Origin of the sequence: Pseudomonas sp. rhizo66, assembly GCF_031931925.1 — a bacterium.
Classification (GTDB): Bacteria; Pseudomonadota; Gammaproteobacteria; order Pseudomonadales; family Pseudomonadaceae; genus Aquipseudomonas.
This window is the reverse complement of sequence record NZ_JAUJWZ010000003.1, coordinates 81,439-93,486: the sequence shown is the minus strand read 5'-3', so window position 1 is coordinate 93,486 and position 12,048 is coordinate 81,439. Positions and strand designations below refer to the sequence as shown.

Below are 12,048 nucleotides of genomic sequence, written 5' to 3'. Positions count from 1 at the left end.
TGCGCTGCGGCGGCGACCATCAGTCGCCACCGCAGAAGGGGATCAGGCCGGGCGAACGCGCAGGGTCAGACCCTTGAGGAAGTTGCGCAGCAACTGGTCGCCGCACGGGCGGTAGTTGGTGTGGCCGACCTTGCGGAACAGCGCGCTCAGCTCAGGCTTGGACACCGGGAACTCGGCGGCCTTGAGGATTGCGTGCATGTCGTCTTCTTTCAGTTCGAAAGCCACGCGCAGCTTTTTCAGGATGATGTTGTTGGTCACCGGCACTTCGATCGGCTGTGGCGGACGGCTTTCGTCCTTGCCGCGCTTGAAGATCACCAGACCATCGAGGAAGTGCGCGATGACTTCGTCCGGGCAGCGCACGAAGCCTTCTTCGTCTTCTTCTTTCTTGTCGAGCCAGGTCACTACGTCAGCGAGGGTCACGTCCAGGCCGCCGAGTTTGATGATCTCGACCACTTTCTTGTCGCTGATGTCGAGCATGTAGCGCACGCTGCGCAGTACGTCGTTATGAACCATGTGGGTAATCCTGATGCGTTGTGGGCAGCACGCGGGCGCGCTGCCGGAATGTGTGGCGGTAGTGGAAGTCTTAGAACTTCTCTTTGCCGGACAGGTAGCGCCATTGGCCGACCGGGACCTTGCCGATCGACACGCCGCCGATACGGATGCGGCGGATACCGACGACCTTCAGGCCGACCGCTTCGCAGAACTGGGCGATGATCCCCGGCTGCGGGTTTTTCATGGCGAAGCGCAGACGGTTTTCGTTCTGCCAGCTGGCCTTGACCGGCGGCAGTTCCTTGCCCTTGTGCGTCAGGCCGTGCTGCAAGCGGTTGAGGCCGTGAGCGACCATGTCACCTTCGACCTCGACCACGTATTCCTGCTCGATCTTCGCGGCGTCGGCGGTGAGCTTGCGCAGGATCTTCCAGTCCTGGGTGAACACCAGCAGGCCGCTGGCCTTGGGCTGCAGGTCGGCGCTGGCGGTCAGGCGCAGGAAGTGCCCGCGCAACGGGCGCTTGCTGTAGCGGTGCTCTTCGCTGAGGGTCTCTGCGCTGAGCGACTGCATGGCGGTTTCAACATCCATGCCGGCCGGGGCGTTGAGCAGGATGGTCACTGGCTCCGGCGCGGTGGCCTTGGCATCCTTGTCGAGCTCGACCTTCTGGTCGCCGACCTTGAACTGCGGCTCATCAATGACTTCGCCGTCCACGGTGACCCAGCCGCCCTCGATGAACAGCTCGGCCTCCCGGCGGGAGCAACCGACCAGTTCGATGAGGCGTTTGGAGAGGCGAATCGGGTCAGTCATGACAGGGCCGTAACAAAAAAGGGGTGGGCATTGTACCTGTGTGGCGCCGGTTAAGCCCGGTTCCATTTACACGGTATTCGTATTCCCTGTGGGAGCTGGCTTGCCAGCGATAGCATCACCTCGGTATTTGTTGCACACCGCAGTGTCCGCATCGCTGGCAAGCCAGCTCCCACAGGGTTTGTGTTGTGTCAGCCGTTACTGGAGCGTTGCTGGTTCTGGCGCAAGCGCATATGCAGCAGCGGATACGGCTGGCCCATGCCATCCACCTCCGAGCGGCCGATCACCTCGAAACCCTGCTTGAAGTAGAACCCCAGCGCCTGCGGGTTCTGTTCGTTGACGTCGAGTTCATCGGCATTCAAATGTTGCATCGCGTAGTTGAGCAGTTTCTTGCCCAATCCCTGGCCGCGATGGGCGGGGTCGATGAACAGCATTTCGATCTTGCCCGCTGCAACACCGGCAAACCCGGTGATGCGCTGATTGGCGTCTTTGGTGCAGACCAGCATCACCGCATCCAGATAACGGGTGAGCACCAGGTTGCGCAACAGTTCGATGTAGCTGTCCGGCAGAAAATCATGGGTCGCGCGAACCGAGGCCTCCCAGACCCGGGTCAGTTCCTGATAATCGCTAAGTTTCGGTGTGTGGATGACCGAATGGTGACGCATGCCCGTCTGCCTCTTGTCCGTTTCAAGGGAGTCCGTCCCCCGCTAAACGATAGCCGTAAAAAAGCCCCGCATCTTGTAAAAAGAGCGGGGCTTTTTGTATTTGTTGCGGTGTCTGGCTGGCTATTTCTGTCGCCAGCAAGAGCTCTCCCCCTCACCCCAACCCTCTCCCCCAAGGGGCGAGGGGGAAGGGAGCTGATCTTCGTGCTGTTCAAAACCTGAGTTCGACTCGAACGTTCAGGTCGCCGTAATACGAAAGAACAACTCAATCAGTCCCCTCTCCTCCAAGGGGGCGAGGGGGAAGGGGGCTGATCTTCATGCTGTTCAAAATCTGAGTTCGACTCGAACGTTCAGGTCGCCGTAATACGAAAGAACAACTCAATCAGTCCCCTCTCCTCCAAGGGGGCGAGGGGGAAGGGAGCTGATCTTCATGCTGTTCAAAATCTGCGTTCGACTGGATATTTCAAGTCGCCACAATTCGAAAGAACACCTCGATCAGTCCCCTCTCCCTCTGGGAGAGGGTTAGGGTGAGGGGCTTTTGATCTTCAGATCAGATCTGCTCAGCCCACAGATCATATTCGTCAGCATCAGTGACTGTGCACCAGACCTTATCGCCCGGCTTCAGGTTGCTGCCGTTGTCGATAAACACGTTGCCATCGATTTCCGGTGCATCGAAGAAGCAGCGGCCAACCGCGCCTTGCTCGTCGACTTCGTCTACCAGCACTTCGATTTCACGGCCGATGCGCATCTGCAGACGCGCCGAGCTGATCGCCTGCTGGTGCGCCATGAAGCGCTCCCAGCGGTCCTGCTTGACGTCGTCCGGCACCACTTCCAGGTCCAGATCATTGGCAGGCGCGCCATCGACCGGCGAGTACTGGAAGCAGCCAACGCGGTCGAGTTGTGCTTCGGTCAACCAGTTCAGCAGGTACTGGAAGTCTTCTTCGGTTTCGCCTGGGAAGCCGACGATGAAGGTCGAACGGATGATCAGGTCCGGGCAGATTTCGCGCCAGTTCTTGATGCGCGCCAGGGTCTTGTCTTCGAACGCCGGGCGTTTCATCGACTTCAACACTTTCGGGCTGGCGTGCTGGAACGGGATGTCCAGATACGGCAGGATCTTGCCGGCGGCCATCAGCGGGATCAGCTCATCAACGTGCGGATACGGGTAAACGTAGTGCAGACGCACCCAGACGCCGAGGGTGCTCAGCGCTTCGCAGAGTTCGGTCATGCGGGTTTTTACCGGCGCGCCGTTCCAGAAACCGGTGCGGTATTTCACGTCAACGCCGTAGGCGCTGGTGTCTTGCGAGATCACCAACAGCTCTTTAACGCCGGATTTGACCAGGCGCTGAGCTTCGTCGAGCACATCACCGACCGGACGGCTGACCAGTTTGCCGCGCATCGACGGGATGATGCAGAAGCTGCAGCTATGGTTGCAGCCTTCGGAAATCTTCAGGTAGGCGTAGTGACGCGGAGTCAGCTTGATGCCTTGCGGCGGCACCAGGTCGATCAGCGGGTTGTGATCCTGACGCGGTGGCACGACTTCGTGCACGGCGTTGACCACTTGCTCGTACTGCTGCGGACCGGTCACGGCCAGCACGCTCGGGTGTACGTCGCGGATATTGCCTTCTTCCACGCCCATGCAACCGGTGACGATCACCTTGCCGTTTTCCTTGATCGCTTCGCCGATCACTTCCAAAGATTCAGCCTTGGCCGAATCGATGAAGCCGCAGGTGTTGACCACCACGACGTCGGCGTCCTGATAGGTGGACACCACGTCATAGCCTTCCATGCGCAGCTGGGTCAGGATGCGCTCGGAGTCGACCAGTGCTTTCGGGCAACCCAGAGATACAAAGCCAACCTTTGGATTGGCCGGCGCGGGAGTGGTGGACATGTCTAACCTCGGTATTTTGTGACATCGCTTTCTTGATGCGAAAGCCGACGGACGGGCGCTTAGGGCGCGCCTCTGATCAAAAAGTGCGCAATTCTAGCGATGAGCAACGCACTTGACCAGCTTTATGCAGGGAAATACGACGAGTGCTGCGCTATGCTTCGCGCCGTTGAGCTTTACCAATTTTTTACAGTCAACAAAACGTCTGTAACAACAGGTAAAACAGCGCATGCTGCACCACAAAGCATAGTGCTTCATTCAAAGAAGCCGGTTCTGAGAAGTAGGAGTGTTGGATGGGTCAGGCAAGTAGTCAGGCGGCGGGCGCCGAGCATTCGGCTGCAAAACCGCTGAGCATGCTGGTCGCGGCAGTCGGGGTAGTTTACGGCGACATCGGCACAAGCCCGTTGTACACCCTCAAAGAAGTTTTCGCTGGTCACTATGGGGTGCCGGTTAACCACGACGGAGTTTTCGGGATTCTGTCGTTGATTTTCTGGTCGCTGATTTGGGTCGTCACCATCAAGTACGTGTTGTTCGTACTGCGCGCTGACAACCAGGGGGAAGGGGGGATCATGGCGCTGACCGCTCTGGCGCGGCGTGCATCCAGCCGCTACCCGAAACTGCAAACGGTGCTGGTGATTCTGGGGCTGATCGGTGCAGCGCTGTTTTACGGCGACAGCATGATCACGCCGGCGATTTCTGTCTTGTCCGCGGTTGAAGGTCTGGAGCTGGCGTTCGATGGCCTGGAGCGCTGGGTGGTGCCGATGGCACTGGTGGTGCTGGTCGCGCTGTTCCTGATCCAGAAACACGGTACCGATCGCATTGGCAAGCTGTTTGGCCCGGTGATGGTGGCGTGGTTCCTGGTACTGGGCGGTTTGGGTATCAGCGGAATTCTTAAACACCCGGAAGTATTGAGCGCGCTGAACCCGATTTGGGGGGTGCGTTTCTTCATCGTACATCCGGGCATGGGCGTGGCGATTCTCGGCGCGGTGGTGCTGGCACTGACCGGCGCCGAAGCCTTGTACGCCGACATGGGCCACTTCGGCCGCAAGCCGATTGCCCGCGCCTGGCTGATTCTGGTGCTGCCGGCCTTGGTGTTGAACTACTTCGGTCAGGGCGCGTTGCTGCTGGAAAACCCGGAAGCGGCGCGTAACCCGTTCTACCTGCTGGCGCCGAACTGGGCACTCGTGCCACTGGTGGTACTGGCGACCCTGGCCACGGTCATTGCTTCGCAGGCGGTGATTTCCGGCGCGTTCTCGTTGACCCGTCAGGCCATCCAGCTTGGCTACATTCCGCGCATGCACATACAGCACACTTCCAGTGCCGAACAGGGCCAGATTTACATCGGTGCGGTGAACTGGGCGCTGATGGTCGGCGTGATCCTGTTGGTCATTGGCTTCGAATCCTCGGGCGCGCTGGCGTCGGCTTACGGTGTGGCGGTGACCGGCACGATGCTGATCACCAGCATATTGGTGTCGGCAGTGATTCTGCTGTTGTGGAAATGGCCGCCGCTGTTGGCGGTGCCTATTCTGATTGGCTTCCTGCTGGTCGATGGCCTGTTCTTCGCGGCCAACGTGCCGAAGATCATTCAGGGCGGTGCGTTCCCGGTACTGGCGGGGATCGTGCTGTTCATCCTGATGACCACCTGGAAACGCGGCAAGGAGCTGCTGGTCGATCGCCTCGACGAAGGCGCGCTGCCGCTGCCGATCTTCATCAGCAGTATCCGCGTGCAGCCACCGCACCGCGTGCAGGGCACCGCGGTGTTCCTCACCGCGCGCTCCGACGCCGTGCCGCATGCCCTGTTGCACAACCTGCTGCATAACCAGGTGTTGCATGAGCAAGTGGTGTTGCTGACCGTGGTCTACGAAGACATCCCGCGTGTACCGCCATCGCGACGCTTCGAAGTCGAGGCCCACGGCGAAGGCTTCTTCCGGGTGATCCTGCACTTCGGCTTCACCGACGAGCCGGATGTGCCGCAGGCGCTGAAGCTGTGTCATCTGGATGATCTGGACTTCAGCCCGATGCGCACCACGTACTTCCTCAGCCGCGAAACGGTGATTGCCTCGAAACTTGAGGGCATGGCGCGTTGGCGTGAGGCGTTGTTTGCGTTCATGTTGAAGAATGCCAATGGCAATTTGCGGTTCTTTAATTTGCCGTTGAACCGGGTGATTGAGTTGGGGACGCAGGTGGAGATGTAAGCCTGACCTCAAATGAAAAGCCCCCGTCGGCCTAGTGGCTGGCGGGGGCTTTTTTGTGGGCGTCTGGTCGAGCGGGTATTTGGTCGGTGGCTGGAAACAGGAGGTTGCACTGTGTTTAATTCAACGCAATACTCTGTGCATTATTGTGCTAATCAGCAAGTGAGTGAGAGGTAGTTATGACGGCATTACTAGAACGTGCTGACCAGGCAATTTCCGTCACTGCCATGGTCAGGAGCTTCAGTGCGAAGCTCAAGGAAATCTCCAGTCGTGCAACGGAGCGTTTGGTTATCTTCAAAGACAATCAACCGGCCGCTGTCATCATCAATGTGCAGGCCTATCAAGAGATGCTGGATGAACTCGAGAATCTGCGCATCGAAGCGGCAGCCCGGGAGAGATTGATCAATTTTGATCCGGCCCAGGCGGTCAGCCATGACGATATGCGGGCCCGGTATGCCAGGAAGGACTAAAGGAGTGCTGGATGGTTTGGGGAGTGATTTATCATCCGGAAGTCCAAGGGGATCTGGATCAACTGGGATCTGCGGCAGCCAACCGGATTCTTGATGTCATTGAAGAGCGGATTATTAATGGTGAGCCAGACAAGTCTGGAAAACCGCTCAGATCCAGCCTTGCCGGATGTCGCAGGATTCGCACGGGCGACACGCGCATTGTTTATCGGGTCAATGGCAGGGCGATTCAGGTGTTGATCGTCGCCGTTGGGGTGCGGCGAGATGAAGAGGTTTACGACGCCGCCGAGCGTCGAATCTGATCAATGTGTCGAACCCAATTAAAAGATAGCCCTCGCCGGTTTTTCAACTGGCGGGGGCTTTTTTGTGCCTGCGCTTTTACATGCTCTCGGGTGCATCTAATTCAGATTCAGCCTTTGTTCGCGGAGGACGAGGAGTCAGTGTCTGAATCACATCATCAAGCAAAGCCTTGCCCATGAGTGTGAGGTAATGCGCAGCCCAGGCATGGCGGTCGGTGTCTCTGATGAAGGCCGCATCTTCGGCGAAGGATTTTGCGAGGTACAGCAGGTCGGAGGATTGCGACAAGGCATCGATGATCGGGATGCCGGAGCGAACGCTGAAGAACGCTTGATCGGAGTTGTAGAGGAAGGGGGTGAAGCCGATGGTTTTAAGATCAGATTGATTGTTCATGTCAGTTCCCTTGATTTCGAGAGCTGCCGCATCCGATACCAAGCGAATGGGTGGCAGCTGTGCGCAGGTTGGTAAACCGGGGAACCAAGGAAACCGGCACGCTCGAAAGCGTCCCACACACAGCTGCCATAACACAGGGGCACAGACGTGTAATACGCCTGAGTCGTGTCGGGTGCGCTGTTGCGCCTTATTCCACCGGGTTACCAAGCCCGATCGCTGAATGGGTCAGCGACGTCTGGAGAGTATCCCGTCAAAAAACAGCGCAATAGAGCGGCAGAGCGTCCAAACACGAGTTTCGGAGTTTGCCTACAAGGTCTGTGGGCGTCATCCGATATTGCAAGACTGGAAGTAAACGAAACTAAACGCCGGACACGCAATTCCTTGTAGGAGTGGGGTCATCGTCCGAGATGTAAAAAGCCCCCGTGACTGTGAAGTTGCGGGGGCTTTTTGTGGGCGCGGCTCAGATCACTCTTCGGCAACCGAGTCCTTGCTCTGACGCTTTTCGATCAAATCCACCAGACGCTTGGCCAGCGCCGGGTAGTTCTCGTCGAAGTGGTGGCCACCAGGCAGCTTCACCGCTTCGCCCACCGCAGTCTTGTCCGTGCAGCCGCTTTCATCCGTCTCTTCTTCACCATAGATGCACACAACCTTGGCGGGTGGCAGCTTGGCCATTTCCGGGCCGGTGGCGGCTTCTTTGCCGGCATTGCCCAGCCAGCCTTCGACTTCGATTTCGAAGCTGCCGGTGCGGGCGAAGGCCAGCAGGATGATGGCGTCGACGCGTTGCTGCTCGGTGTCCGGCAGGCGGTTGTAGATCGCCGGCAGGACGTCAGCACCGAACGAGTAACCGGTCAGGATGAAGCGCTTGGTGCCCCATTTCTGCCGGTAGTGCTGCATCAGTTCGGTCAGGTCCAGCGCGCTCTGCTCCGGGCTCTTGTGCTGCCAGTAGTAGCGAAGGGTGTCGATGCCGACCACCGGGTAGCCGATCTTGGCCATTTCACCGGCCACGTCGCGGTCGAGGTCGCGCCAGCCGCCGTCACCGGAGAGGAACAGGGTCACGGTGTCTTTCGCTTGGCCGGCCGGCACTTCCACCACCGGGATGGCCAGACCGCCGTTGGCCTTGTCGCCGCCAACGAGGATCTTGCGCAGTTCGTTGTTGAGCACTTGCGGCAGGTTGATGTCGTAGTCGCTGATGCTGGTTTCGGCGTTCGGTTGATCGCGCACGAAACCTGCGCTGGCGTCGTCCGGGTTGTCGTTCCAAGCCACCAGCCAGTGGCCGTGGGCGGCGGATTTCGGCAGCAGGTGGGTGCAGCCACCCTTTTCCAGGGCGAGGTCAACGGAGACGGCTTGGGCCTTGTCGTCTTTTTGCTCGGACAACCAGCGCCAGGCCAGTACCGCGCCGGGGCCGATACCGCTGACCAGCGTGGCCGGGCCGTTCAGTTCGCGCAGACCGGTTTGCAGGGCACGGCTTTGCAGCAGGCAGTCCTTGGGCAGAATCACCTGAACGATCTGCGCCGAAGCGCTGCGGCTCAGGGTGGTCAGTTGTTTTTCACTGAGCTTTTGGTCGTCATTAACGGCGATCAGCACCTGCGCCTTGGGCTTGGTGCCGGGGATGATGCGGGTCAAAACGGTGCCGTCTGCCGCCGTAATAGGTTCGAGCGTCGGTTCCGGTGCCGGACGTTTGAGGTACCAGAAACCGCCGCCGGCAATCACGGCCAGCACGATCAGTGCGGCCAGGATGTACTTCAGGGAGCGTTGAATCATCAGCGTTTCACCAATCCAGTCAAGCCGCCCGCGATCAGGGCAGCAGTGTCGGCCAGCGCCACCAACGGATCGAGTCCGGCGGGCACGGCCATATAACGGGGTTCCCAGTCAGGCTGGAACTTGTCTTTGAAGCGGCGCAAGCCTTGGAAGTTGTACAACTGCTCACCACGGCGGAAGACCATCGAGCCCAGACGCTGGGTCAGCGGTGCACCACGCCGGGGTTGCAACCCCGACAACGGCACCATGCCCAGGCTGAAGCGCGCGTATCCGTGACTCTTATAGTGTTGAATCAGGCCGACCATCATGAATTCCATGGTCAGCTTGGGGGCATCCGGGTGCGAACGCATCAGATCGAGGCTCGCCAGGTTGTGGCTGTAAGTCTCGAGCAGGTTGGCGAATGCCACCGGGCGCCCTTCGAAGCGAATCACCGCGATGCGGAAATGCTTCAGGTAATCGTCACTGAAACGGCCGAGGGAGAAACCTTTCTCACGCACGTTCTTGCCGGTTAGCCACGCATCGGAAATCACTTTCAGCTCGTCCATCGGCGCCTGACCGGGCTCATGGATTTCCAGCGACAAGCCGTCGCGGGTGCCACGGTTCCAGGTGTAGCGCAGGTCCTTCATCTCTTTGCCCTTGGCTTCCAGGTCAAAGCGATGCAGATCGACCCGGGCTTCTTCGCCGAGTTTGATCGCGGTCAGGCCGATGTCCATGTAGTACGGCAGGTTCTCCGCGCGCACTTGATAGAAGACCGGGCGGGCGTGGTGAATGTCGCAGAGGTCGCGGAACTGCCAGATCATCTCGGCGCGTTGCTGGCCGGGGCCGATCGGGTCGTACAGGGCCACCAGGCTGCGGCCACGGCGTGCGTACATCAGGAATGCTTCGTCGTTCTGGTGAAACAGCAACGCCTTGTCACCGGTCAGCGCGAGGCCACCGTCGGGTTGCGACGACGCCATCAGAATCTTCGCCGAGCGATCGAGCTCGTCAGGCGTCGGCAGGTGAATGACCGGGCGCGCGGTGCGCAACAGCCAGGTCAGTGCGATCACCAGCAACAGCACGGCGGCACCGAGCAGCGAGCGCAGGCCACGCGGGGCGTCAGCGTCGAGGGTGAACTGCCACCACAGTTGATGGCTGTACGGTACGTCCTGATAGGCGAACAGCAGCAGCCACGTCGAAGCGCCCAGCACGCAGAGACTGGCCACCAGATACAGCGGCGAGAACGGCAGTTCGGTCAGGCGGCTCGGACGATAGAACGAGCGACGGAACACACCGAGCAATGCTGCGGTGAGGGTCATCAGCGTCGCTTCTTCCCAGTCGAAACCTTTGAGCAGCGAGAGCAGGGCGCCGACCAGCAGCAGAATGGTGGTGAGCATCCACGCGGCCGACAGGCGCCGGCGCAGGCCCTGAGCCAGCATCAGGCAGAGTACGCCGATCAGGCTGGCGCCGAAGTGCGAGGCGTCGACCAGACGATGCGGGATCAGAAAACCGATGTGCTCCAAGCGTGTGTCGATCTCGGGAGTCGCGCCGGAAAACAGCAGCACCACACCGGAGAGGAACACCAGCACTGCCAGAATCGGTGCTGCCAGACCGGATGCCGCGCGCATGGTCTGGGTCTGAAACAGGCGTTGGCCTTCGTTGATCAGCAGCAATACGCAGGCAACCAACAGCGGCAGCACCACGTAGATCAGGCGATACAGCAGCAGCGCGGCTGCCAGGGGCGCGGCGCCGAGCTTGTCAGCGAAAGCGGCCAGCAGGATCGCTTCGAACACACCGACACCGCCGGGCACATGGCTGAGTACGCCGGCAGCCAGCGCCAACAGGTACACCAGCAGGAAAGCACCAAACGGCGGCGCTTCCGGTAGCAACAGATAGAGAACAGTGGCGGCAGCGGCAACGTCGAGCGCGGTGATGACCAGTTGCAGGAAGGTCAGGCGGCGACCCGGCAGGCGCAGGGTGCGGCGGCCCACCCTGACCAGCAGGTTGTCGCGCAACGGTTGTTCCGGCAGGCGCCGACGGTAGATGCCGATAGCCAGTACTGCGCCTAGCAACAGCACGATAGCGGCGACCGTGCCGAGCAACCCTTCGGACAAGCCCAGTGCCTGGGATGCCGCAGGCAGGTCGCTCAGCGTGGCCAGTGCAGCCAGCGGCGGCAAGGCGCAACCCAGCGACAGACTGGCGAACAAGGTCATGTGCGCGACTTCCGACGCTCCTAGCCCCAGTCGTGCATATAAACGGTAGCGTACCGAGCCGCCGGACAGCAGCGACAGACCGATTGCATTGCCGATCGCAAACGCGGTGAAGCCGCCCAGGGCCAAGGTGCGCGGCGGCAAGGTTACGCCGGCATAGCGGCTGGCCGACCATTCGTAGCCGAGCAGGATAATGAAGCCGACCACCGTCGCGCCGAACGCACCGAGGAGGGCGGGTTTCGGCACGTCGAGAATCGAGTCGTGCAAGGCATCGAGATCGAGTTCGGCGAGCAGATGACGACAGGCAATCAGCGCAATGGCGAACAATAGCAAGGTAACCCCCAGCCCGATGGGCTGACGGTATTTGCTTAACCGATCCAGCAAGCGCAGGCGCTCGGGTTTGATCGGGTGTTCCGCTGTGACGGTGTCTTGTGGATCAGACGAGTTGGCGCGCATCAATCACCTCTTGGATTGTGCGCGACAGGATGGAGGTATCCAGCCAAGTTACCAATCCCTGTAGAAAAAAATAATCACAAAATACTACGCCTCTCACCGGGTATCGGCGAGGGCAGTTCCTGGATTGCAGAGGTCTTGCATGCGACTCAAGCATAGTCGCAAGTCGGCACCTCTGAAGATCCCAAGCGGTTCACTGCACAGTGACAGATCATTGTTGCGAAAGGACTTTTTCAACAGATACAAAAAAGGCCACTCTTTCGAGTAGCCTTTTTTGATGTTTGGTTGCGGGAGCCGGATTTGAACCGACGACCTTCGGGTTATGAGCCCGACGAGCTACCAGACTGCTCCATCCCGCGTCTGTGTGGCGGCATTCTACAGGCGAACGGCGAGGTGTCAACCGCTAATCCCGTAAAGGGTCAAATAAGTGTGCAATCGCGTCAAACGGTCGCAGGCAGCGCGTT

The 12,048-nt window shown here is 59.6% G+C and carries 10 protein-coding genes and 1 tRNA gene; 3 read left to right on the top strand and 8 right to left on the bottom strand.

The features are described from left to right. Positions 1–42: 42 nt before the first annotated feature. The 4 genes from QZR14_RS04685 to rimO form a co-directional block, all read right to left on the bottom strand. The gene (locus QZR14_RS04685) at positions 43–513 is read right to left on the bottom strand and encodes a DUF1456 family protein (RefSeq protein WP_250603199.1); all 471 of its coding nucleotides are present in this window, start codon (positions 511–513) and stop codon (positions 43–45) included. A 70-nt stretch (positions 514–583) separates the two neighbouring features. Next, the gene (locus QZR14_RS04680; protein WP_250603201.1) at positions 584–1,294 is read right to left on the bottom strand and encodes an rRNA pseudouridine synthase; all 711 of its coding nucleotides are present in this window, start codon (positions 1,292–1,294) and stop codon (positions 584–586) included. A 188-nt stretch (positions 1,295–1,482) separates the two neighbouring features. Then, entirely contained in the window at positions 1,483–1,956 is a 474-nt protein-coding gene (locus QZR14_RS04675) for a GNAT family N-acetyltransferase (RefSeq protein ID WP_311996006.1), read from the bottom strand. 547 nt (positions 1,957–2,503) lie between these two features. Continuing rightward, a complete protein-coding gene (gene rimO, locus QZR14_RS04670) occupies positions 2,504–3,841 on the bottom strand; it encodes a 30S ribosomal protein S12 methylthiotransferase RimO (RefSeq protein ID WP_311996005.1) in 1,338 nt (445 codons plus the stop codon). A gap of 350 nt (positions 3,842–4,191) precedes the next feature. Between rimO and QZR14_RS04665 the strand changes: the two genes are divergently transcribed. From QZR14_RS04665 to QZR14_RS04655, 3 genes are all read left to right on the top strand, one after another. After that, positions 4,192–6,033, top strand: a complete 1,842-nt coding sequence (locus QZR14_RS04665) for a potassium transporter Kup (RefSeq protein ID WP_442967381.1) — start codon at positions 4,192–4,194, stop codon at positions 6,031–6,033. Positions 6,034–6,209: 176 nt separating this feature from the next. Further along, positions 6,210–6,500, top strand: coding sequence for a Phd-YefM (locus tag QZR14_RS04660; protein ID WP_064393110.1), 291 nt, complete (start codon positions 6,210–6,212; stop codon positions 6,498–6,500). An 11-nt stretch (positions 6,501–6,511) separates the two neighbouring features. Continuing rightward, positions 6,512–6,799 (top strand): type II toxin-antitoxin system RelE family toxin, encoded by a 288-nt coding sequence (locus QZR14_RS04655; RefSeq protein ID WP_250603209.1) that lies wholly within the window; start codon positions 6,512–6,514, stop codon positions 6,797–6,799. Positions 6,800–6,875: 76 nt separating this feature from the next. Here the strand turns inward: QZR14_RS04655 and QZR14_RS04650 are convergent, their stop codons facing one another. From QZR14_RS04650 to QZR14_RS04635, 4 genes are all read right to left on the bottom strand, one after another. Then, on the bottom strand, positions 6,876–7,187 hold the full coding sequence (locus QZR14_RS04650; protein WP_250603211.1) for a DUF3077 domain-containing protein: 312 nt from the start codon (positions 7,185–7,187) through the stop codon (positions 6,876–6,878). A 465-nt stretch (positions 7,188–7,652) separates the two neighbouring features. Continuing rightward, entirely contained in the window at positions 7,653–8,948 is a 1,296-nt protein-coding gene (locus QZR14_RS04645; protein ID WP_311996003.1) for a virulence factor family protein, read from the bottom strand. Further along, positions 8,948–11,587, bottom strand: a complete 2,640-nt coding sequence (mprF, locus tag QZR14_RS04640; RefSeq protein WP_311996002.1) for a bifunctional lysylphosphatidylglycerol flippase/synthetase MprF — start codon at positions 11,585–11,587, stop codon at positions 8,948–8,950. The genes QZR14_RS04645 and mprF overlap by 1 nt, the downstream gene beginning before the upstream one ends. A gap of 279 nt (positions 11,588–11,866) precedes the next feature. Next, positions 11,867–11,943, bottom strand: a tRNA-Met gene (locus QZR14_RS04635). Positions 11,944–12,048 lie beyond the last annotated feature (105 nt).

What these genes read in the sequence shown, in the direction of transcription:
- QZR14_RS04685 (WP_250603199.1), bottom strand. Translation starts at nt 513, where the DNA reads ATGGTTCATAACGACGTACTGCGCAGCGTGCGCTACATGCTCGACATC.
- QZR14_RS04680 (WP_250603201.1), bottom strand. Translation starts at nt 1,294, where the DNA reads ATGACTGACCCGATTCGCCTCTCCAAACGCCTCATCGAACTGGTCGGT.
- QZR14_RS04675 (WP_311996006.1), bottom strand. Translation starts at nt 1,956, where the DNA reads ATGCGTCACCATTCGGTCATCCACACACCGAAACTTAGCGATTATCAG.
- rimO (WP_311996005.1), bottom strand. Translation starts at nt 3,841, where the DNA reads ATGTCCACCACTCCCGCGCCGGCCAATCCAAAGGTTGGCTTTGTATCT.
- QZR14_RS04665 (WP_442967381.1), top strand. Translation starts at nt 4,192, where the DNA reads ATGCTGGTCGCGGCAGTCGGGGTAGTTTACGGCGACATCGGCACAAGC.
- QZR14_RS04660 (WP_064393110.1), top strand. Translation starts at nt 6,210, where the DNA reads ATGACGGCATTACTAGAACGTGCTGACCAGGCAATTTCCGTCACTGCC.
- QZR14_RS04655 (WP_250603209.1), top strand. Translation starts at nt 6,512, where the DNA reads ATGGTTTGGGGAGTGATTTATCATCCGGAAGTCCAAGGGGATCTGGAT.
- QZR14_RS04650 (WP_250603211.1), bottom strand. Translation starts at nt 7,187, where the DNA reads ATGAACAATCAATCTGATCTTAAAACCATCGGCTTCACCCCCTTCCTC.
- QZR14_RS04645 (WP_311996003.1), bottom strand. Translation starts at nt 8,948, where the DNA reads ATGATTCAACGCTCCCTGAAGTACATCCTGGCCGCACTGATCGTGCTG.
- mprF (WP_311996002.1), bottom strand. Translation starts at nt 11,587, where the DNA reads ATGCGCGCCAACTCGTCTGATCCACAAGACACCGTCACAGCGGAACAC.